The sequence below is a fragment of the Micromonospora sp. NPDC049102 genome, from assembly GCF_043197485.1.
Taxonomy (GTDB): Bacteria; Actinomycetota; Actinomycetes; order Mycobacteriales; family Micromonosporaceae; genus Micromonospora.
Window position 1 is genome coordinate 197319 of record NZ_JBICTE010000003.1, and the last position, 21376, is coordinate 218694.

The window sequence follows — 21376 nt, forward strand, 5'->3', positions numbered from 1 at the left end:
GGGCGTCCCGCGCTCCTGTCACTCGGGCGGTGGACGGCCTGGTCACCCCGCCGGCGGACGGTCCAGCCTCCTGGGTACCGTCCAGCACGTGGGAAAGACGTACGAGGGCGGCGTACCGCTCGCCGAGGTGGTCCGGTCCGGGTTCGTGGAGGGCGGGCACCGCGGCTCGGTGGTGGTGCTGGACGCGACCGGGGCGCCGCTGGCCGCCGCCGGGGACGTGACCGCGCCGATCTTCCCGCGCTCGGCCAGCAAGCCGATGCAGACGATCGGGATGCTCCGCGCCGGACTGCCGCTCACCGAGCCGGCCGACCTGGCGTTGGTCTCGGCGAGCCACGCGGGGGAGGACTTCCACCTGGCTCGGGTCGGCGCGCTGCTCGACCGGGCCGGGCTGGACGCCTCAGCGCTGCACTGCCCGCCCGACCTGCCGGCCGGGGCGGCGGCCCGGGAAGCGGTGCTGCGCTCCGGCGGCGGACCGAACCGGCTACAGATGAACTGCTCCGGCAAGCACAGCGGGATGCTGCTGACCTGTTCGGCCGCCGGCTGGCCGCACGACGGCTACTGGCGGCCGGAGCACCCGTTGCAGCAGGGGCTGCGGGCCGCAATCGAGGAGTTCACCGGTGAGCCGGCGGCGGCGGTGGGGGTGGACGGCTGCGGCGCTCCCGTGCTCGCGGTGTCGCTGACCGGCCTGGCCGGGGCGTACCTCCGGCTGGTCGATGCCGAGCCCGGCTCGGCGCCGCGCCGGGTCGCCGACGCGATGCGCGCCCACCCGGAGATCGTGGGGGGCACCCAGGCCGACGACACCCGGCTGATGCGCGGCGTTCCGGGCCTGCTGGCCAAGGTCGGTGCCGAGGGCGTGTTCGCGGTCGGACTGCCGGGCGTCGGCGCGGTCGCTCTCAAGATCGACGACGGGGCCGACCGGGCCCGGATGCCGGTGCTGGTCTCGGCCCTGCGGCGGCTCTGCGTGGAGGCTCCTGTGCTGACCGAGTACGCCGAGGTGCCGCTCTTCGGCGGCGGCGTCCCAGTCGGAGCCGTCCGCCCGCTCTGGTGAACCGCCCCGCCCCGCCCGCCCCCGCCCGTCCCCCGCCCGCCCCCCGCCCGCCCCCCGCCCGCCCCCCGCCCGCCCGCCCGCCCGCCGCCCCGCCCCGCCCCGCAGCCGGGCCCCGGCCGTCAGGGCGACCTCGCCCGTGATCATGAAGTTATTGCCACGACACGCCGTCGCGGATGGCAACAACTTCATGATCAACGGGGTGATGCAGTGGCCCCGGCGGGTGTGCGGGCCTGGGCGCTGCCGGTGGCACCTCGTCGATGACCGCTATACCTCAGAGTCATATGTATGACTCTGAGGTATATGGCTCGTTCGAGCGTGGGCCCGAGTGCCGCAGCCCGAGCCCGAGCCCGAGCCCGAGCGCGGCAGCGCCGGGGTGCGGGTTGCTCAGGGCAGGAAGTCGAGCAGGGCCGCGTTGACCGGCTCCGGACGCTCCAGCGGCAGCAGGTGTGCGGCGTCCGGCACGTCCGGCAGTCGTACCGCGTTGGGGGCCTCGGCGGCGATCCGGTCGGCGAGCCGGCGGATGTCCGGCACGTCCGCCGCGCCGGCGGCGACCAGGACGGGGATCTTCAGTTCGCCGAGACGTCCGATCGCCGGAGGCGTCAGCTCGCCCACCTCCACCGCGCCGAGTGCCAGTTCCGCGGCCAGGGCGCGCTGGTCCATCTCCTGTGCCAACGCCAGCAGGTCGGCGTCGACGTCGGCCGGCTGACGGGCCGGGCCGACCACCCAGAAACGCACCTCGCCGGCCGCGCCCGCGACGAAGTCGTCCGGGTCGACCTCGCCGACCAGGTCGTCCCAGAGGTCGTTGGCCTCCTCGGACCACTCGTTGCCGGAGACCGCGGTGTCGAACAGGGCGAGCGCGCTCACCCGGTCCGGGTGGGCCAGGGCGGTGTCGACGGCGACCGATCCACCAAAGGAGCAGCCGACCAGGGCGGCCTGGGGCAGGTCGAGGGCGTCCAACAGGCCGGCCACGTCGTCGTGGTGCGCGAACGGCGTCGGCGGTAGCTCCGAGTCCCCGTATCCGCGCAGGTCAGGGACGATCACCCGGTGTCGGGTGGCGAGCGCGGGCAGGACGTCCCGCCACATCCGCCGGTCCGCGATGCCGGCGTGCAGCAGGACGACGGGCGAACCGCTGCCGGCCTCGTCGTACGCGATGACTGCTCCATTGACTGTGATCTTGTGCACCACCGGACCGTACGGACCGGGCGGGGCGGCACGCAAGCGGGACGCTGAGACCTTGCTAACTCTGGCAAGCGTTTTGCTTGCAGGAGTTAGCGGATCGGTCTAGCGTCGGCGGCATGGCGACACCAAAGGACCTTCCCGACGTTGGCGGGTTCATCCGCGATCTGCGCCGCAACGCCAAGATCTCCCTGCGCCAGCTTGCCGAGCAGGCGGGGGTCAGCAACCCGTACCTCAGTCAGATCGAGCGCGGTCTGCGCAAGCCCAGCGCCGAGGTACTCCAGCAGCTGGCCAGCGCGCTGCGGGTGTCGACTCCGGCGATGTACCTGCGGGCCGGGCTGCTCGACGACAAGGAAGGCCACGGCGTGCTCGCCGCCATCGCGGTGGACCCCGACCTGACGATGGCCCAGAAGCAGTCGCTCAGCCAGATCTACGAGACGTTCCGCCGGGAGAACGCCCGACTGTCCGAGGCCCAGGCCGCGACCGGGACGCCCACCCAGGGCGCGACCGAGGCCACCACCCCGACCGACGTCGCCGACGCGCCCGCCGACGTGGCCAACCTGGCAGCGACCGGTCCCACCACCGCGGGCGGCACCCCGACCGAGGCCGTGCTCGAGTCGGTCGCCGTCACCGAGGCAGGCCCCGCACCCGCCCCGAGCAGCACCCCCGAAAAGCTCGCACCCGCCCCGAGCAGCACCCCCGACAAGAAGAAGGCCGCCGAGACGGCCGAGGAGGAGACGTCATGACCGAGCCGAAGACCAACCGCATCCCCGCTCCGATCTACGCCGCCGCCGGTGCGGCCGAGCTGGCTCTCGAGCAGCTCCGCAAGCTGCCCGCCGCCGTCGGTATGCACGGCACCCGGGTCGTCGCCGACCTGGGTGGCCGGGCGGTGCTGACCGGCTTCGAACTGCGTCAGAAGGCCACCGAGACCCTGCGTACGGCCAACGAGACCCTGCGTACGGCCAACGAGACCGCCGGCACGCTGCGCGACCGCGCGCAGGCCGAGCTGGACCTGGCCAAGCTGCGCGATTCGGCCGACCTGGCCAAGCTGCGCGAGGTCGCCGACCTGGCCAAGCTGCGCGAGGTCGCCGACATGGACAAGCTGCGTGCCGCCGCCACCCGCAACGCGGCCGTGGTGGTGACCGCGGCGCAGGCGGCCCAGGAGCGGGCGTTCGCCGCGTACGGCGCGCTGGTGGCTCGTGGTGAACGGGTCGTCGGCGCCGGCGTCCTCGAGGCCGCCGAGACGGTCAACGCGGACATCGAGGCCACCGAGGCGACGACCCAGGCCGCGACGACCCAGGCCGCGACGACGGCCCCGGCGGAGGTGCCGAGCCCGGCCGAGGTCGCCGAGATCGCCGAGGCCAAGTTGGCCGCCGTCAAGAAGGCCACTCGGGCGAAGGCCGTGAAGCCGGCCGCGACCCCGTCGGCCAAGCTGCCCCGGGCCACCAAGCAGAGCCGCCCGACGGCCGAGTAGTTCGTCCTGTCGGCGATCCCGACGGCGTCCTTGACGGACGTAGTCGGGGTCGCCGACATAAACTTGCCGGCATGGCCACCGCCGCGCCGATCTTCGCGTTCGAAGTCCGCTACGTGATCGAGCTGATTCTGCTCGTCTTCGCGTTGATCATTCAGGGTGTCGCGTTGGTGCATGCCATCACGCAGCGCTCCGACGCCTTCTCCGCCATCGGGACGCTTCCCAAGGGCGGCTGGATCGCCATTCTGGCGGTCTGCCTCGTGCTGATCCTGCTCAGCCGTGGTCCGATCAGCCTCTTCGGACTGATCGGCATCGCCGCCGCGCTCATCTACCTGCTCGACGTGCGGGTCGGTCTCCGCGATCTCAGCGACGGCAAAGGGTTCTGGTGAGAGGTTTTCGCTGGCCTCCTCCTCCGGACAGCGGTCCCCGTACCTGGGGTCCGGGCCCAGGCGGGCCGCGCACCGGCCGCCCCGCGATCCCGGACCCGGAGACCGAGCTGGTCGCCACTCCGCACGGCGTGCAGCTAGAGCGCCTGGTCACCGGCGTCGGTGATCGGGTGACAGTCTTTGCCCACGGGCTGGGCAACGGGATCGCCACCACGCGACCGTTCGGCAGCGGGGTCGCCGGTCGTCGGCTGTTCTTCCAGTTCCGGGGGCACGGTCGCTCGGAGTCGCCGGCCGGCCCGTGGACCTACCTCGACCTGGCCCGCGATCTGCGGGCCATCGCCGATCTCGGCGGCGCCAGCCGGGCGTTCGGAGCGAGCCTCGGCGCAGGCGCACTCTGCCGTCTGCTCGCCGAGAGCCCGGAGCGCTTCGAGAAGCTGGTGTTCTTCCTGCCGGCGGTGCTCGACGAGCTGCGTGCTCCGGTCGCCTGGGAACGTGTCAACGCGCTGTTGGAGGCCGTCGGGAGCGGTGACGCCTCCGCCGTCGCCGATGTCGTCTCGCTGGAACTGCCGGCGGCGGTCCGCAACACGCCGGCCGGATGGGCGTACCTGCGGCAGCGGCTCGACCAGCTGCTCCGCGACGGCCTGGCCGACGACCTGGCCACCCTGGCGGGGCAGGTGCCGCTGACCGACGCGACCGCCCTGGCGGCGGTCACCGCGCCGGCTCTGGTGATCGGCTGCGCGGGCGACGACCTGCACCCGGTCGAGGTCGCCGAGCAGCTCGCGGCCGCGTTGCCCCAGGCCACTCTGCACGTGTACGACCGACCGGGCGTTCTCTGGTCGGAACGCGCCGACCTGCGGGGGCGCATTTCCGGCTTTCTCAACGAGTAACGTGCCCTGTCATGGGCGTCACACAACATGGCCGGACACACCGGCTGGATCTCGCCGACCCGACCCTGCGCGAGTGGACCTGCACGGTCCTGCACGCCGACCCGGAGCAGGGCATCGTGCTCGACCGCTCGGCGTTCTACCCGGGCGGCGGCGGCCAACCACCGGACCACGGGGTGCTGCTCTGGCAGGGCGTGCAGACCCGGATCGTCGGCACGCGCAAGGGCGACGACCCGTACCTGATCCCCGCCGAGGGCGACCCGTTGCCGCCGGTCGGCACCGAGGTCGTCGGCGCGGTGGAGGACGAGCGCCGCACCCGTCTGATGCGTACGCACTCCGGGCTGCACGTGCTCTGCGGTGTGGTGTTCCGCGACTTCGGCGCGCTCGTGACCGGCAACTCGATGGAACCGGGCGAGGCCAGGATGGACTTCAACCTCCCCGAGGTGCCGCCGGACTTCAAGGCCCGCATCGAGGAGCTGGTCAACGCCGAGGTGGCCGCCGACCGCTCGGTCGCCACCCGGGTGCTGCCGCGTACCGAGGCGCTCGCCCTGCCGGACATCATCCGCACCCAGTCCAACCTCATCCCGCCCGACGAGCAGGAGGTGCGGATCGTGGACATCGTCGGTCTGGACGTCCAGGCCGACGGTGGCACCCACGTCGCGTCCACCGCCCAGATCGGCAAGGTGCAGGTGGTCAAGGTGGAGAGCAAGGGCCGGGCCAACCGGCGGGTCCGCGTCAGACTGGTGGATTGACAAATTCGGACGGCGGCTGTCAGGTATCGCTGGCAGCCTCGCAGGCATGACACCACCGCTCGCAGGAAAGGTCGCGCTCGTCGCCGGAGCCACACGGGGCGCCGGACGACAGATCGCGGTCCAGTTGGGTGCCGCCGGCGCCACCGTGTACGCCACCGGTCGCAGCAGCCGCGCCGGCCGTTCGGAGATGGACCGACCGGAGACCATCGAGGAGACGGCCGAGCTGGTCACCGCGGCCGGTGGCACCGGCATCGCCGTGCAGGTCGACCACCTCGTACCGGAGCAGGTCCGCGACCTGGTCGCCCGGATCGACGCCGAGCAGGGCGGTCTCGACGTGCTGGTCAACGACATCTGGGGCGGCGACCCGCTCGTCACCTGGGACAAGCCGGTCTGGGAGCAGCCTCTCGACAAGGGTTTCCGCACCCTGCGGCTGGCCGTGGACACGCACATCATCACCAGCCACTTCGCGCTGCCGCTGCTGATCCGTAAGCCCGGTGGCCTGGTCGTCGAGATCGGCGACGGCACGAAGGCGTACAACGACGAGAACTATCGCCTCTCGGTCTTCTACGACCTGGCCAAGACCTCGGTCAACCGGCTCGCCTTCAGCCAGGCGCACGAGCTGAGGCCGCACGGCTGCACGGCGGTGGCGCTCACTCCCGGCTGGATCCGCTCCGAGGCGATGTTGGAGCACTTCGGCGTGACCGAGGCGACCTGGCGCGACGGTGCCGCCACCGACCCGCACTTCCTCATCTCGGAAACCCCGGCCTTCGTCGGCCGCGCGGTGGCCGCGCTCGCCGCCGACGAGGACCGGGCCCGCTGGAGCGGCCGGTCCGTCGACGCCGGCACGCTGTCGAAGGTGTACGGCTTCACCGACGTCGACGGCAGCCAGCCGGAGGCGTTCCGCTACATCAGCGAGGTCGTCGACGCCGGCAAGCCGGCCGACGTCACCGGCTACCGCTGACGCCGTCCACCACGGCCGGGTCGTCGTATCGTGCGGCGGCCCGGCGCGCCGCGTCCGCCATGCGTCCGCGCAGCTCCGGCGGGTCGAGCGCCTCCACCTCGGGGCCCAGCGCCAGCAACTGGGTGTACGCGACTTCGACCGATTCCACGGGCAGTCGCGCCACCACCCAGCCCTGCCCGTCCGGTTCGCTGACGGCGGCGACCACCTCGTCGTACACCTGAGGGGCGTCGACCATGTGCCGGAGCCGGCGCAGGCCGGCGGGGCTGAACCGGACGGTGACCTCGGCTCGCAGCATCGTCCGCAGGAACGACCCGGCCTGCTCGCGCCAGTGCCCGGCCAGGTCGAAGCCCTCGTTGCGCGCGAAGGACTCCTCGCCGACCTCGACGCCGGTCACCCGGTCCACCCGGTAGGTGCGCATGTCGTCGCCGACCCGGCCGACCAGATACCAGGTCGCGCTCTTGAGCACGAGCCCGTACGGCTGCACCCGCCGGGTCACCTCGTTGTCGCCGCGTCGGTAGCGCAACCGCACCACCCGGTCGCCCCAGACCGCCCGCGCCAACTCGGCCAGCCACGGCGGTGGTGGCGTCTCCCGGAACCACCCCGGCACATCGAGGTGGAACCGCTGTCCCGCGCGGACGGGCGCGTCGCGCAGGGCCGGTGGCAGTGCGGCGAGCAGCTTCAGCTCGGCGGCGGCGACCGCGTCGGCGAGTCCCATGTCGCCGGCCGGGCCGGGCAGACCGGCCAGGAAGAGCGCTTCCGCCTCGTCGCGGGTCAGCCCGGTCAACCGGGTCCGGTAGCCCCCGAGCAGGCGGTACCCGCCGGCCCGACCCCGGTCGGAGTACACCGGCACCCCGGCGGCGGACAACGCCAGCACGTCCCGGTAGACGGTCCGCTCGGAGACCTCCAGCTCCCGCGCCAGCTCGCCGGCAGTCATCGAGCCGCGCGCCTGCAACAGCAGCAACAGTGAGATCAGTCGGGACGCGCGCACCCGCCCATCCTGCCCGGTGCCGCTCGCCGTCCGGCGGATTCGATCACCTGTCGTTAGGCTGCTCGATCGTGGACGCCAGCAGAATCGCCAACCCGGTGACCGGGGCCGTCGGACGCTTCCTCCTCGGGGTCAGGTTGCTCCTGCGCGGGCTGGGCCTCTACGTCCGCAGCCCGAAGCTGATGCTGCTCGGCATCGTGCCGGCGCTGATCTCCGGCGTGCTGTTCGTGGCCGTGTACGCCACCCTCGTGTACTTCGTGGACGATCTCGCCGCGCTGGTCACCCCGTTCGCCGACGACTGGTCGAGCACCGGCCGTAGCCTGGTCCGGGTGATCGCCGGGCTGGCCTTCCTGGGGCTCGGCGGCCTGCTCGCGGTCATCAGCTTCACCGCGGTGACCCTGGTCATCGGTGACCCCTTCTACGAGAAGATCTCCGAGAAGGTGGAGGAGCGGCTCGGCGGCACCCCGGACGCGGTGGACGTGCCGTTCTGGTCGTCGCTGCGCCGCAGCCTCGCCGACTCCGTACGCCTGGTGGCCCTCACTGTGCTGGTCGGCATCCCACTCTTCCTCGCCGGCTTCATCCCCGTGGTCGGCCAGACGGTCGTACCGGTGATCGGGGCGGCGGTGGGTGGCTGGTTCCTCGCCGTCGAGCTGGTCGGCGCACCCTTCTACCGACGCGGGATGCGGCTGCCGCAACGCCGGAACATCCTCAAGGCGGACCGGCCCATGGCCCTCGGTTTCGGTGTGGCGGTCTTCCTGTGCTTCCTCATCCCACTCGGCGCGGTGCTGGTCATGCCGGCCGCCGTCGCCGGCGCGACCCTGCTGGCCCGCCGCTCGTTGGGCCAGACGATCGAGGAGAGCTGACGTGGAGATCACCCTGATCGAGGGGGACATCACCGGCCAGCAGGTCGACGCCGTCGTGAACGCCGCGAACTCGTCCCTGCTCGGCGGCGGCGGGGTGGACGGCGCGATCCACCGACGCGGCGGGCCAGCCATCCTGGCCGAGTGCCGGGCGCTGCGCGCGTCCCAGTACGGCAAGGGGCTGCGCACCGGGCAGGCGGTGGCGACCACCGCCGGTAACCTGCCGGCCCGCTGGGTCATCCACACGGTCGGCCCGGTCTTCTCGGCCGCCGAGGACCGCTCGGGACTGCTGCGCGACTGTTACGCCAACAGCCTGCGGGTGGCCGACGAGCTGGGCGCGTCCACCGTGGCGTTTCCGCTGATCTCCGCCGGGATCTACGGGTGGCCGGTCGACGGCGCCGTCCGCCAGGCCCTTTCGGTGCTCCGCTCGGCCACGCCGGCCACGGTCACCGAGGCCCGTCTGGTGCTCTTCGGCGCGGACACGCACACAACGGCCCGCGAGGTCTTCGAGGCGGCGTAGGCCTCGTGCATTAGGCCTCGTGCCTTGATTACTTGATGCTCACCAGTTCCCGTGGGTGGCCCCGAACTGGTCACCATCAAGTGATCACCGCTGGTCCGACCGGTCCGGTCGGTCCTCCCGCAGATCTTGGACAGTTTCCGTCAGCAGATGACGGAAACTGTCCAAGATCTCGTCGTTGCGGTGCGACCACAGTTGGCATCGCCGTCAGGCACAGCGAAAGACCCCCGGGTTCACCGAGGGTCTTCGTGATGTGGTGGCTCAGAGGACGGCGGTCTTCACCATGTCGACGAAGCCCCGCCAGGTGTGCCGGTCGAACTGGAGGGTGCCGCCAGCGCGGTCCTTCGAGTCGCGAACCGCGACGACACCCGGAAGGTTGTCGGCGACCTCGACACAGTTGCCGCCGTTAGAGCTGCTGCGGGTGCTCTTGCGCCAATGGGCGCCGGTCAGGTCATCCATGCTCGCGCTCTCAGGAATTCGACGGTCTGGTCACGCGGAAGCGCTACCGACCTCACGGTATCCGAGACCGCCCACAGCGGAGCAACGTCATTAGTGATGCGCCCGGCCGCCTGGTCGTCGAGATAGCCGACCGTCTCACCGTCCGTTGTCGCGGCAAGGACGAAGGGCCCGGCCTGGCCGGGGTGCAGCCCAGCACCGAGCGGGATCACGTGCACCATCACGTTCGGCCGCTGCGCCATCGCTGCCAGGTGGTCGATCTGTGCGCTCATCAGGTCGGCAGGGCCACGGCGTAATGCCGCTTCGTCGATGACAAAGACCGTCATCGGCGGGCGAGGCCGATCGAAGACTGCCTCCTGCCGCCGTAGACGCGTCTCTACGTAAACCCCGGCATCAGCGCTAAGTGGCCCGCTCGTGATGACGGCGCGGGCATATGCCTCGGTCTGAAGTAGCCCGGGGATGACGGACGACTCGTAGCACCGCAGGCCCACCGCCTCACGTTCGATGTCGGTCCACGCCCGAAACCATGCTGGCTCACGACGCTTCAGGACGTCCGGCCACAACTCGTCAATGTCCTTGCCGAGTATCGCGGCGACCTGGGCGCGATGCCGCGTCTGTGGGACTCGTCCGTGGCTCGCCCATCGCGCGGCAGTCTTCGGGTCCACGCCTACCTGGCCTGCGAGGCTCTCGGCAGTCTCCCCAGCCTCATTCATCGCGGCCATCACGGCTCGATTCATCCCGGGTCTGCCCTCTTCTGTCCCGAACGTCCGAAGTACATAATGCAACGCTGTGTGTTCATCCGGCAACGGTTGGAAGCCTTCAGGTGAGCGGCACTGCTGGTGGAGGTGTAGCCCGGCGGCGGTGTCGGCCCGGGGCCGTTCCGTGGGCGAGCACTCAGGGACGGCCCCTCTCAGACCGCCGGAGGGGGAGACATGCCCGCAGCACCAGGACCGTCATTCCGGGCCGGCGACCTGCTACGCCTGTCGGCCACCGCGAGCGTGCAGTTCCTGCGCCCGATCACCGTGCGGGTCATCCGCGAGTTGGAGTGGGACACGTACGACGGGTGGGTGTGGCTCGACGCGTACGAGCTGGGCGCGCGTGGTGACGCGGTCGCCCGGCGTGAGTTTTACGTGCGGCGCGAAGGCGTGCAGCTACTGGACACGCGCCAGCCCGCGTGCGCCGGATGAGCCCGCGCCCGCGCCCGCATCACGCCGGCCTGCCGCACTGGCGCTGTACCCGCTGCGGCGCCCACTGGCCGTGTTCGGCGGCGCGGCTGTCGCTGCTGTCCCGTTGGCACGGCGACCGGGTCGGGATGCTGCTCATGTTGACCACGCTCACGCGGGAGGCGTTCGTGGACGCGCTGAAGCTGGGCCTGCGGCCGGACCCGGCGGTGTACGTCGCGCGGTTCCTGGAATGGACGCGCCCGCGTAGCGAAGCCGACTGATCAGGTCAGGTCGGCCAGGCAGGTCCACTGCGACGCCACCGGTCGGTAGCCCAGCCGGGCGTTGATCGCCAGCATCGGCGCGTTGGACTCGTCGTTCGAGGTGTATGCGATCCGTACGCCGGTCGCAGCGGCCCGGTGCAGCGCCGCCGTCTTGGCAAGTCGGGCGAGCCCGCGACCCCGGTACGCCGGGACCGAGCAGGTGTAGTCCGACCACATCCGGTCACCGTCCCGCTTGACCAGGCTGAACGCGGCCACGTCGCCGTCGACCTCGGCGGCGGTGCTGGCGACCTTGTCCAGTCCGACGTTGTCCCAGACGTCGTACCGCCAGCTCTCGAAGGTGACCGCGTCGACGGGTACGTCACCGGGTTCGTCGACGGCCGAGGCGACGTCGGCCGCGTAGAGCAGGTGCGGGTCCAGCTCGGCGATCGGCCGCAGCCGTACGCCCGCAGGTGGCTCGGGCAGCGCGGGCGGCGGGGTCAGGTCCAGCGCGGAGTAGCGCACCTCGCGGCTGGGCTCGAAGCCGTGCCGGCGGGCGAACGGTAGCGAGTCCGCCGTGGCCATGGTGCGGACGCGGCGCACCCCGAGCGGGCGGAGGTGGTCGGTCGCGGCGGTCAGCAGTGCCGTCCCGATGCCCCGGCGGCGGTGGTCGGGGTGTACGTGCAGGGTGCTGACGTCGCCGAAGCCCGGTACCGACGTCGAGGTGTTGGGCTCGGCGGACGTCCAGCCGACCACCTGGCCGTCGACCTCGGCCACCAACGCGATCCAGCCCTCGTTCGGTGGCGGATCGGCCAGCATCTTGTGGGTCGACTCGACCCCGCGCACCAGGTACGGGTGGACGATCGCCCGCAGCGCCACCACGGCTGCCGCGTCGTCCGGCCGGGCTTCGCGGATGCGCATGTCAGGCCCCCGTCCGTACGGCGGCGACGGCCTCGACCTCGACGAGCTGGTCGGTGTAGCCGAGCACGGCCACGCCCAGCAGGGTGCTGGGCGGGTCGTGGTCGCCGAAGAAGTCCCGGACCACCTCCCAGACGGTCACCAGGTCCGCCTGCCGTGACGATGCCACGTACACGGTGGTCTTGACGACGTCGGTGAGCCGCGCGCCGGCCGCCCCGAGGGCGGTCTTCAGGTTCGCCATCACCTGCCGGGCCTGCGCGGCGTGGTCGCCCGCCGCGACGGTACGACCCTCGGCGTCCAGCGGACACGCGCCGGCGGTGAACACCAGCCGGGCGGGCGGTTCGACGGTCGCCGCGTACGCGTACTCGGCGACGTCGGAGAGGGCGGGCACGTGCAGCAGCGCGACAGGATCCGGCATGCCGGCGAGGCTAACGACGATCCCGCACCGGCGCGACGCATTAGTACTCCAGCCGCACTTGGTTGATCCCGAGTTTTAGCAGTTCACGGGCATGGCACCCGTCCGAGCCGCACAGGTAGCGCAGCTACTTATGTCGATACTATTCGTGCGATGGCTCAGTTGATCGCACTGTCTGTCTGTTGTGGTCGGTCGCAGCGCGGGCAGGCTCCCGTGCTTGTGTTGATCGATGAGATCGTGGGCTGGCGGGCGGGTCTGGATGATCTGCTGGCGCGGTTCGCGCACCGGTTCGGGCGTGCGGAGCCGCCCCGGCAGGCGCTGACCTACCTGGTCGGGCTGCTGTCACCGCTGGTCAGCAAGAACCTTTGGACCTTGGCCGAGGCCGCCGGTGACACCACTCCGGATCGGATGCAACGGCTGCTCAACCGGTCCGCGTGGGATCCGGACGCGGTCCGCGATGACCTGTTCGCCTACGTCTCCGAGCATCTCGGTGACGACGACGGGGTCTTGATCGTCGACGAGACCGGCTTCCTGAAGAAGGGCATCAAGTCCGCCGGGGTGCAGCGTCAGTACTCGGGCACAGCGGGGCGGACGGAGAACTGCCAGCTCGGGGTGTTCCTGGCCTATGCCAGCCCGGTCGGGCGCACGCTGGTCGACCGTGAGTTGTATCCACCCCGTGGCTGGTGCGATGACCCCGCCCGCCGCGAGGAAGCCGGCATCGCCGCCAGCGTCGGGTTCGCCACGAAACCGGCACTGGGCGTGCGGATGCTCGAACGCGCCATCATCGCCGGCCTGCCGGCGAGGTGGGTCACCGCCGACGAGGCATACGGGCAGGACTCGAAGTTCCGCACCTGGTTGCAGCAGCACCAGATGGGCTATGTGCTTGCCGTGCCTCGCAACCAGCGGGTCCCGACCGCAGCGGGCAACTCCCGCCCGGACGTCCTCGCCGCGAACGCGCCGGCCCTGGCATGGAAGCGGCGCAGCTGCGGCGATGGCGCCAAAGGGCCACGACTCTACGACTGGGCCGTGGCATCCCTGCCCGGCACCGTCGACGGATACGGCCACTGGCTGCTGATCCGCCGCAGCATCACCAACCCCACCGACCTGGCCTACTACCTCTGCTTCGGCCCCGTAGGCACCCAGGACGAGGACCTGATCCGCATCGCCGGAACCCGATGGGTGATCGAGGAATGCTTCCAAACCGCCAAGACCGAGGTCGGCCTGGACCACTACCAGGTTCGCCGGTACGACGCCTGGTACCGCCACATAACACTCGTTCTGTGCGCCCACGCCTACCTCGCCGTCACCGCCGCGCAGGCCAAAAAGGGGGCGCTGAGTCCGATGATGGCCTCATTCCTTTCACCCTCGGCGAGGTCCGACGTCTCCTGGCATACCTGATCGCCACCGCCCGACCCTTCGATCACATGCATCGATGGTCACGATGGCGACGCCGACACCAGTACCGCGCCAAAACAGCCCACTATCAGAGAAGACTCCAACTCCACCAGGTGCACCTGCGTGACGGATCGTGCCGCTGTCCGCGACACGATGACGCAACCGCCTAGAGGGCCGGCCCACAGTCATAGATGGCGTCCCCGAGCGATCGGAGGTGTGGCCGCTTCTTGGAAAGGTCTGCTATCGCGACCAGCCATTTATCCCTCTCGTCCCAAGAGAGTTTGCGCCGGTTGGCGACGATAAAAGCTTCGGCCTTGTCCAGGTGGCCTGCTTCGATATCTCTAATCAACCGAAGCACCGACAGCGAGAAGGAGTCGGTGTCGTCCACTGCGGTGACCATACGTTCCAGTGCGGCGGACGTCAGGCCGTTTGCTGCCGACGAGCCCGGATGTTCGACCTCCCTAATCTGGGTCACCGCCGTCATCAGCTTTTCAGGCCGTTCTTCCCGGGCAGCGGCAGCATAGTCGAAGACGGTCTTGGAGTCCCCGAGGGCGCCGACCTCCAGCACAGACGCGAAGATGCCCAGCCGAGATTGCCCATTGATCCGTCCGATCATCTGTTCGATCTGGGCCTGGGCGGTGATCAGGTGCTTCGAGGACCACCTTCGCCGCAATTTTGCAAATGCTTCCTGTGACTCGGCGATAGTCGGGGCCCAAATCATGTGGCGGAGCCCACTGTCAACCGGGTTGATCGCCGCCTCTGGTCGAGCCAACCCCGCGACCGCCTGAAGGACGGCTTGGTCAATCCTTCGCCAGGGGCTGCCGGGGGTACTGGCTAGCTCGGGCCCTCCGCGCAGCCCGCGCCTGGTGGCCTGCCACTGCGGCTCGAACTGAAGTTTGTCATTTTTCCCGGAGTTGCTGGACTTGTCCCACACCGGATGTAGCACTGCGAGGCCGTACGTCGCTGCCATGTCAAGCAACTTGAGACTAGGGCGGCTACGGGTGACCACGACGGGTCGCAGGGCGCATTGGGCAAACTGTTCGAGCAGGACGTTCAGTTCGGCAATGTCCGCACCGTTTGCGGCCCCGGCGATGCCTGGGTCCGCCAGGAGGATAACCGGGAGCTCGGTGCCAGACGCATCGATGAGGTCGCTCATCAGTGACTGCGGTGCGGAAATTTTCCGCGAGGAGATGGCGTACACGTTGCCGTCAGCGGTTATGGCAGGGGTCAGCAGCATCGGCGGCCCGCTCAGCGAAATATGCGGAGCCCAGGCATCGTAATGTGTGTCACTTTCACGCCAGACCGACACCTCGGAAAGCGTGGCCGGTCCGAACGGGACAATGGCCCTGCCTTCGGGATGGTCCATGTCGTGAATCCTGATCGGCATTCGTAGTATGTGGGATACGAGGTGCACGAATGCCTCACCGAACTCACCTGTCCAGTTGTCGTCCCACTTTGCGACAGCAGCCTTCAAGGCGTCGATGTCGTCGGCTGAGGCGAGGTACGCATCCGCGCCGCCGGGTGCGTTCCGCGCGCGTTCTGTATTCCTGAGCACGTGTTGCAAGGTGCTCGACATCTCGTCGCTGTCAACCGATTCGACGCGCCTCTCAAAAACCTCTTTCAGGCGAGCGGCTGCTGATTCGCTGTTCGTGTAATCTCCTCCTTCCAGGAGGCGTAGGTGGTCTGACGGTGGCATCATCGCGATGGCGATCGCAGTGAGAAGGCACCGAGCATTCTCGGGGACCCGCAGCACTGCGCTGGGCGGAAATGCAGGTGCGGGAGGGGCTGGCCGGCGGTCTACAACGGATAGGACGGTGGTGCCCTCGCGTACCGAGTCCTTTGGGGTGTAATCTATGCGTAGCTGCCTGTCAATTTGTTCCGCGCCGGGTAAATCGAAAAAGTATTCCAGATACTCCCGCACCCGTTGCGTTAATTGAAGAGAGGTTCGAAAAGCGGAACTTCCAGGTCCGCCAGCGGTGGAGATTTGGACAATAAGACTTCCGCCTTCAGCGATCTTGGCGGCTAGCCAGCGGGCCATTCGATCAATCTGCCACCAGGCAAACTGGTCGCTGAGCTTTATCTCCCCTGGCTTGAGTTTCGGGTTGGGCCAGAACGGGCTCAAAGGAATTGCCGCTTCTGACTCCATGGGGAGAGGATTGCGTCGAGCTTTCACCGGAAGCGTTAGCGTGAAATTTTCTTCTTGCTTACGGGGTTTCCCAGAATCGCTTCGCTCGAGGCGTTCCCCCAGGATCCGCACAATGGCAGCCGGCATGGGTAGCCGGTCCTTGTTGAGGTCCACGGCGTAGAGGGCGCGGAGCGGGGTCGACCGGTCAGCCAATAGGTGCGCTATTGCGGCTCGGAGGATGAGATTCTTCTCGACTAGCCTCTGTTCATCGGCATATGTCAAAAGGTTGTCGACATTGAGTACCCCTTTGCTCCGGTCGAACGACAAACGTATGGCTTGTCGGACGGCCTTGTGGGCGCGATACCGATCGGTTACGGAGATGCCGTTCGGGCCGATCGCCTGCGGCTCCGGGTAGCCCCAGTTGCCGATGGCTGACGTCTGGGCCAGCTCGGCGACGACCGATTGGAAGTAAGAGATCGGCATTGTCGTGCTCAGGACGTCCCAGTAACCCTGTTTAGATACTTCCGCTCGGCGATATGGGCCGTCGGAGTGAAAGGTTAGAGGTTGAGTTGGAAAGTACACGGCAATATCGAGGTTGTTGCGGCCGACCAGTGCCTTGCGGAAATCGGATGCGAACCGACGCGACGCGGGTCCTTGGAGGAGTATCGACCGGACACCCCGCGAGTACGCGGCCATAAAGTTACTGTCCTGCTTGACAATTTGTGCCAGCGAGGCGGCGTTTATCCAGACGTTCCTGTAGGAGGAGTGTGAAGCACGGTCTGCTGCAAACGACACCTGGACCAAGGCGTGCTGATGCTCGATTACCGATTTAACAATATAAATCTTATCGTCTCCCCAGGGGCAGGGTATTCCTATCCGGGTATCTTGCGGACCGGTAATGACAAATCGCGTTTTATCGGCTATCGGGGGAGACGCTTCTTCGGTGTTTCCAGTCGCTGGGCGCAGATCCCAGAGGAAGTCAGTGGGCCCGTCGGCTGGGCCCGGAAAAATCAAGGAGGGGATGATGCTCCCGCCGTGGGAAATCCTGAAGCACCTGAGTGAACTGGTGTTGAAGGTCTTCGGATCACTTGTTCCAGCGTGGATGCCCGCCAAGGAAAAGTCCAGCGCGTACTTGAACTGTTGGAGACCCAGCCGGAGTCCGGAGTTTGATTCGTCGGACAATGCGGTGATTCCGTCGAAGGGTCGGCCGTCACCCTCCGGATCGTTGACAACATCCCAGTCCTCGCCGCTGCTTTCCCCGGGGACGAAGAGGCGCCAGCTCGTCCCCTGCCATGTCGAGAGTCCACCGGGGATGTTCGCGCCGACCGACACATCACCCTGCGGGGCGAGCACAGCCCGATCTTCCAAGGCATCGGCCAACCTGGCCGCGAACCCACCATCATCTGCTCCAGCGGCGCAGGAGGCGAAGACCCACGAGTCGGCGTCCGGTTCGACAGTCTTCATTATCATGGCCAGGTCCGGCGCCTCGAGACTGGCCGTCCCTTCGGTGCCGTCCGCGTACCGCACCGGAACGCGGACATCCCCACCCGTGACTGAATGCACCATGAGGGTGGGCGCTCTACCCGGTGGGACCAGGCCCCGGCCGGCGAGCTCGGCCCACTCCTGGTCGCTGACCAGGACGAACTGGCGACGGCCACCGGTGGTGACCTGTCGGACGACCACGTGCATGGTGCCCACCGCGACCAGTCGGACGGCCTCCGGTTCGGCGGGATGGGTGCCCCGATCGTCGCGCTCCTGCACAGGATGGAGCGGACCGCGCGAGTCCAGGCGTGCGCCGACGATTTGACGGCTGGACCCGGGTTGGCGCGGACCGGGTGGGATGAGGGCGGCGTCATACTGCCGCACCAATTCGGTCAGCCACGCGGTGCGTCTGCGTAGGGCTGCCGCATACTCCTCCGGCTTTCCCCTGGCGATATGCCCGGCCGGCTCGATGTCAGTCATCTTGGGCGGATAACGCAGTGGGTCAGCAACAGCGGGATCGTACGAACCGAGCTGCTCGCGCGCCCACTTCTCGGTGCGCCGGTAGAGCAGGCTCGCCAGGTGCTCGGCAGGCATGACGAGCGCGGCACCGACCTCGCCATAGGCGTGGAACGGCACGACTCGCGAATCGCTTAGACCCAGCAGCCGGGGCGCACGTACGAGGGTCGGCAGGCCTAATTGGTCAGCACTGGTCTGTGCGGCTTCCAAGCTGGGCGCGACTCCAGCCGGAACGTGCACCATCGCCGCGAGCACGCCCACCGGCTCATTGCGGAGAATCTTGGCGACGACGTCAGCGCCAATGCGGGCCACTTCGATGTGTGCCAGATGGAACCCGGAGACCCGCGGCGCGTCAAGCACCGCGACCGGCACCGGGCCGAAGAGGCTGATCCATCGGCCCGAGGGCACCCAGGTGACGGCATCCTCGACGCAGAGCATGTGGGAAACATCCGTCAATCCGCGCCCCTCTCAGAAAAACTTGGGAACGCGAGGTGAGCTGCACTGTCACCTGCGGCCCTCTCAGGCAGGGTAGTCCCCGGTCCGAAACCGGCAGCAGCCAGCGGTCCGAAATGGACGTAGGCACATCGCCCCGAGGAGCACACAGGTGTCGCGGACCAGGACCGGTCAGGCCGACGCGCGGATCACCAGCTCGGTGTCGAGCATGACGGCCTGTTCGATGGTCTCCCCGGCGGAGAGCCGGAGCAGTTGCCGGGTCATCCGTCGGCCGAGTTCGACGATCGGCTGCCGGACGGTGGTCAGCGGTGGCTCGGTGTACGCGGCGGTCTCGATGTCGTCGAAGCCGACCACCGCCACGTCCTGTGGCACGCGCCGGCCGGCCTCGCGGAGTGTGCGCAGGGCGGCGTGCGCCATCAGGTCCGAGGCGGCGAACACCCCGTCCAGGTCGGGATGGTCGGCGAGCAACTGGTGCATCGCCGCCGCGCCGGATTCCCGGGTGAAGTCGCCCACGGCGACCAGCTCGGGTAGTCCGGCGGCGGTGACTGCCTCCCGGTAGCTGTTCAGCCGTTCGATGCCGGCGACCATGTCCTGCGGGCCGGCGATGGTGGCGATCTGCCGCCGACCGCTGTCGATCATGTGCCGGACGGCGGCGGTCACCCCGCCGACGTGGTCGACGTCCACGTACGGCACGGGTACGTCGCCGAGCGGCCGGCCGCTGACCACCACGGGAATGCCGAGGCGGGCGAGCGTGCCGGGCAGCGGGTCGGCGCCGTGCAGCGAGGCGAAGAGCACCCCGTCGACGTGGCGGCCGGTCGTGTACCGCCCGACCCGCTGGTGCCCGGCCGGTGAGCCGGCCAGCATCAGCACCAACTGCTTGTCGGCGGCCTCCAGCTCCTGACTGACGCCGCGGATGATGCCGGGGTACACCTGGTCATCGGAGAAGACCCGGGTGGCCGTCTCCGGCATGACCAGGGCGATCGAGTCGGTGCGCTGGGTGACGAGGCTGCGGGCGGCGAGGTTGGGCACGTACCCCAGCTCGTCGACGGCCCGCTTGACAGCCTCCCGGATCGGCTCGGCGACGGTGGTGGCACCGTTGACCACCCGGGAGACGGTGGCTCTGGACACCCCGGCCCGGGCCGCCACCGCCTCCAGCGTCGGCCGCTGCGCCGTCGTCATCGTGACTGTCCCCCGCTCGTCACAGCCCGTTCCGGGAGATCACCTCCTGGTACCACCGGGCGCTGGCCTTCGGTGTGCGCCGCTGGGTCGGGTAGTCGACGTGCACGATCCCGAACCGCTTGCGGTAACCCTCCGCCCACTCGAAGTTGTCCAACAACGACCATACGAGATACCCGCGCAGATCCACGCCCCGGGAGATCGCTTCGTGGGCGGCCCGCAGGTGCCCGTCGAGGTAGGCGATCCGGTCGTTGTCGACCACCTGCCCCAACTCTCCGGACGAGTCGGCGCCCGCCTTGTCGGGGAACGCCGCGCCGTTCTCGGTGATCAGCAGTGGCACGCCGGGGTAGTCGGCGGCGATCCGCTCCAGCAGCCGGGTCAGCCCGGACGGCTCGATCATCCAGCCCATGTCGGTGAGGGGTCCGCTGGGCGGCAGGAAGTGCACGGCTCCCTCGGTGCCCGGGTACGCGCCGTTACCGCCACCGTCGGGCCGGCCCGCGACGTAGGTCGGCGAATAGTAGTTGATACCCAGCAGGTCGATCGGGGCGGCGATCAGCTTCTCGTCGCCGTCGTGGATGAACGTCGGTTCGACGATGCGCGCCACGTGCTCGCGAACGTCGTCCGGGTAGCCGCCGGCCAGCAGCGGGTCCAGGAAGATCCGGTTGTGCAGGCCGTCGACCAGGCGGACGGCGGCGGCGTCGGCCGCGCTCTGCGGGTCGGCCGGTCGTACATCGGCGGGGTTGATGGTGATGCCGACGCTGCGTGCGCCGGCCGCGCGCAGCGCCCGTGCGGCCAGGCCGTGCCCCAACAGCAGATGGTGTACGGCGCTGAAGGCCGCCGCCCCGTCCTGCTCGCCCGGGGCGTGCACTCCGTTGGCGTACCCGAGGTAGGCCGAGCACCACGGCTCGTTGAGCGTCGTCCAGGTGTCGATCCGGTCGCCGAGGCGGGCGTGGACGGCGGTGGCGTACGTGGCGAAGTGCTCGGCCGTCTCCCGGTTGGTCCAGCCGCCCCGGTCACCCAGGCTCTGCGGCAGGTCCCAGTGGTAGAGGGTGACGATCGGGTCGATGCCCCGGGCGAGCAGCGTGTCGGTGAGGCGGTCGTAGAAGTCCAGCCCGCGCGGGTTGACCGGGCCGCTGCCGTCGGGCTGGATCCGGGGCCAGGCGACCGAGAACCGGTACGCCGCCAGGCCCAGCTCCGCCATCAGCGCCACGTCGTCGGCGTACCGGTGGTAGTGGTCGCAGGCGACGTCACCGGTGTGGCCCTGGTAGACCTTTCCCGGCGTACGGCAGAAGGTGTCCCAGATGGACGGACCGCGACCGTCGTCGCGGGCCGCGCCCTCGATCTGGTACGCGGCGGTGGCCGCACCCCAGAGGAAGTGTTCGGGAAATCGGATCTCGTTCACGCCTTGACCGCACCTTCCATGATCCCGCCGATGATCTGGCGACCGAACAGCACGAAGGCCAGCATCAGGGGCAGCGTCGCGATGGCCGTCCCGGTGAACACCTGCGACATGTCCTGGTAGTACCCGTCGGACAGCGCTCGCAGGGAGAGCTGAACGGTCGGGTTCGCCGGGTCGTTCAGCACAGCGTACGGCCACAGGAAGTCGTTCCAGGTGGTCATGAACGTGAGCAGGCCGAGCACGGCGGCGGCCGGGCGCAGCGCCGGCAGCACGACGTGCCACCACGATGTCGCCGGCGCCCCGGCCGGCGGCGAGCCACTGGGTCAGCTTCGGTGAGTACTCGTCGAGGTTGCCGCCGGTGCCCCGCTCGACGATCTCCACGTCGGGGTGCGCGGCCATGTACTCCTTGTAGAGCTGGTCGTAACCGAACTGGCCGAAGACGTCGACGGTCAGCGTGATCGGCCCGTCCGCCTCGGCGTCGCCGCCGCCGCCGCAACCGGCGGTGACGAGCAGGGCGGTCGTGGCGGCGAGGGCCACCGCGGCGAGGCGGCGGCGCGGAAGGACAGCCATCGTATGGACCT

General features: G+C 69.3%; 21 protein-coding genes and 1 pseudogene. 12 read left to right on the plus strand and 10 right to left on the minus strand.

The window, feature by feature from the left end; genetic code table 11:
• Positions 1-88 precede the first annotated feature (88 nt).
• Positions 89-1048 carry an asparaginase gene (locus ACGFH9_RS05555; RefSeq protein WP_393215750.1) on the plus strand — a complete coding sequence of 320 codons (960 nt, stop codon included), beginning with the start codon at positions 89-91 and terminating at the stop codon, positions 1046-1048.
• A 384-nt stretch (positions 1049-1432) separates the two neighbouring features.
• Here ACGFH9_RS05555 and ACGFH9_RS05560 read toward each other — a convergent pair whose 3' ends face one another.
• Complete coding sequence (locus ACGFH9_RS05560; RefSeq protein WP_355242636.1) at positions 1433-2230, minus strand: alpha/beta hydrolase; 798 nt, start codon at positions 2228-2230, stop codon at positions 1433-1435.
• Between the two features lie 113 nt (positions 2231-2343).
• Between ACGFH9_RS05560 and ACGFH9_RS05565 the strand changes: the two genes are divergently transcribed.
• From ACGFH9_RS05565 to ACGFH9_RS05590, 6 genes are all read left to right on the plus strand, one after another.
• Complete coding sequence (locus tag ACGFH9_RS05565) at positions 2344-2970, plus strand: helix-turn-helix domain-containing protein (protein ID WP_393215754.1); 627 nt, start codon at positions 2344-2346, stop codon at positions 2968-2970.
• Complete coding sequence (locus ACGFH9_RS05570; protein ID WP_393215757.1) at positions 2967-3698, plus strand: hypothetical protein; 732 nt, start codon at positions 2967-2969, stop codon at positions 3696-3698. The genes ACGFH9_RS05565 and ACGFH9_RS05570 overlap by 4 nt, the downstream gene beginning before the upstream one ends.
• 71 nt (positions 3699-3769) lie before the next feature.
• The gene (locus ACGFH9_RS05575; RefSeq protein WP_234582317.1) at positions 3770-4084 is read left to right on the plus strand and encodes a DUF2516 family protein; all 315 of its coding nucleotides are present in this window, start codon (positions 3770-3772) and stop codon (positions 4082-4084) included.
• Positions 4081-4968: an alpha/beta fold hydrolase gene (locus tag ACGFH9_RS05580; RefSeq protein WP_393215760.1), complete on the plus strand. Its 888-nt coding sequence runs from the start codon at positions 4081-4083 to the stop codon at positions 4966-4968. Before ACGFH9_RS05575 ends, ACGFH9_RS05580 begins: the two co-directional genes overlap by 4 nt.
• Before the next feature lie 11 nt (positions 4969-4979).
• On the plus strand, positions 4980-5717 hold the full coding sequence (locus tag ACGFH9_RS05585; RefSeq protein WP_354972269.1) for an alanyl-tRNA editing protein: 738 nt from the start codon (positions 4980-4982) through the stop codon (positions 5715-5717).
• Positions 5718-5763: 46 nt separating this feature from the next.
• Positions 5764-6678: an SDR family oxidoreductase gene (locus tag ACGFH9_RS05590; RefSeq protein WP_393215763.1), complete on the plus strand. Its 915-nt coding sequence runs from the start codon at positions 5764-5766 to the stop codon at positions 6676-6678.
• On the opposite strand, the gene ACGFH9_RS05595 is transcribed toward ACGFH9_RS05590, so the two are convergent.
• A complete protein-coding gene (locus ACGFH9_RS05595) occupies positions 6662-7666 on the minus strand; it encodes a helix-turn-helix transcriptional regulator (protein ID WP_393215766.1) in 1005 nt (334 codons plus the stop codon). The two genes, ACGFH9_RS05590 and ACGFH9_RS05595, sit on opposite strands and share 17 nt — an antisense overlap.
• Before the next feature lie 68 nt (positions 7667-7734).
• Between ACGFH9_RS05595 and ACGFH9_RS05600 the strand changes: the two genes are divergently transcribed.
• Complete coding sequence (locus tag ACGFH9_RS05600; protein ID WP_393215769.1) at positions 7735-8526, plus strand: EI24 domain-containing protein; 792 nt, start codon at positions 7735-7737, stop codon at positions 8524-8526.
• A gap of 1 nt (position 8527) precedes the next feature.
• Positions 8528-9043, plus strand: coding sequence for an O-acetyl-ADP-ribose deacetylase (locus tag ACGFH9_RS05605; RefSeq protein WP_393215772.1), 516 nt, complete (start codon positions 8528-8530; stop codon positions 9041-9043).
• 258 nt (positions 9044-9301) lie between these two features.
• Here the strand turns inward: ACGFH9_RS05605 and ACGFH9_RS05610 are convergent, their stop codons facing one another.
• Both ACGFH9_RS05610 and ACGFH9_RS05615 read right to left on the minus strand, forming a co-directional pair.
• Positions 9302-9490, minus strand: coding sequence for a DUF397 domain-containing protein (locus ACGFH9_RS05610; RefSeq protein ID WP_393215983.1), 189 nt, complete (start codon positions 9488-9490; stop codon positions 9302-9304).
• Positions 9487-10233 (minus strand): Scr1 family TA system antitoxin-like transcriptional regulator, encoded by a 747-nt coding sequence (locus ACGFH9_RS05615; RefSeq protein WP_393215775.1) that lies wholly within the window; start codon positions 10231-10233, stop codon positions 9487-9489. Before ACGFH9_RS05615 ends, ACGFH9_RS05610 begins: the two co-directional genes overlap by 4 nt.
• Positions 10234-10428: 195 nt before the next feature.
• Between ACGFH9_RS05615 and ACGFH9_RS05620 the strand changes: the two genes are divergently transcribed.
• Positions 10429-10683, plus strand: a complete 255-nt coding sequence (locus ACGFH9_RS05620; protein WP_393215778.1) for a hypothetical protein — start codon at positions 10429-10431, stop codon at positions 10681-10683.
• Complete coding sequence (locus tag ACGFH9_RS05625; protein ID WP_393215781.1) at positions 10680-10940, plus strand: flavin reductase; 261 nt, start codon at positions 10680-10682, stop codon at positions 10938-10940. The genes ACGFH9_RS05620 and ACGFH9_RS05625 overlap by 4 nt, the downstream gene beginning before the upstream one ends.
• On the opposite strand, the gene ACGFH9_RS05630 is transcribed toward ACGFH9_RS05625, so the two are convergent.
• Together ACGFH9_RS05630 and ACGFH9_RS05635 are read right to left on the minus strand one after the other, a co-directional pair.
• A complete protein-coding gene (locus tag ACGFH9_RS05630; protein WP_393215784.1) occupies positions 10941-11837 on the minus strand; it encodes a GNAT family N-acetyltransferase in 897 nt (298 codons plus the stop codon).
• Between the two features lies 1 nt (position 11838).
• Positions 11839-12252 carry a RidA family protein gene (locus ACGFH9_RS05635; protein ID WP_393215786.1) on the minus strand — a complete coding sequence of 138 codons (414 nt, stop codon included), beginning with the start codon at positions 12250-12252 and terminating at the stop codon, positions 11839-11841.
• A gap of 234 nt (positions 12253-12486) precedes the next feature.
• On the opposite strand from ACGFH9_RS05635, the gene ACGFH9_RS05640 reads away from it, so the two are divergent.
• Positions 12487-13647: an IS701 family transposase gene (locus tag ACGFH9_RS05640; protein WP_393215986.1), complete on the plus strand. Its 1161-nt coding sequence runs from the start codon at positions 12487-12489 to the stop codon at positions 13645-13647.
• 163 nt (positions 13648-13810) lie between these two features.
• Here the strand turns inward: ACGFH9_RS05640 and ACGFH9_RS05645 are convergent, their stop codons facing one another.
• The 4 genes and pseudogenes from ACGFH9_RS05645 to ACGFH9_RS05660 form a co-directional block, all read right to left on the minus strand.
• Entirely contained in the window at positions 13811-18205 is a 4395-nt protein-coding gene (locus tag ACGFH9_RS05645; RefSeq protein WP_393215789.1) for a hypothetical protein, read from the minus strand.
• A 186-nt stretch (positions 18206-18391) separates the two neighbouring features.
• Positions 18392-19399, minus strand: a complete 1008-nt coding sequence (locus tag ACGFH9_RS05650; RefSeq protein ID WP_393215792.1) for a LacI family DNA-binding transcriptional regulator — start codon at positions 19397-19399, stop codon at positions 18392-18394.
• Between the two features lie 19 nt (positions 19400-19418).
• Entirely contained in the window at positions 19419-20798 is a 1380-nt protein-coding gene (locus ACGFH9_RS05655) for a GH1 family beta-glucosidase (protein ID WP_393215795.1), read from the minus strand.
• Positions 20795-21079: pseudogene (locus ACGFH9_RS05660) on the minus strand (carbohydrate ABC transporter permease); the annotation flags it as partial. The gene ACGFH9_RS05655 and the pseudogene ACGFH9_RS05660, both read right to left, overlap by 4 nt.
• Positions 21080-21376 lie beyond the last annotated feature (297 nt).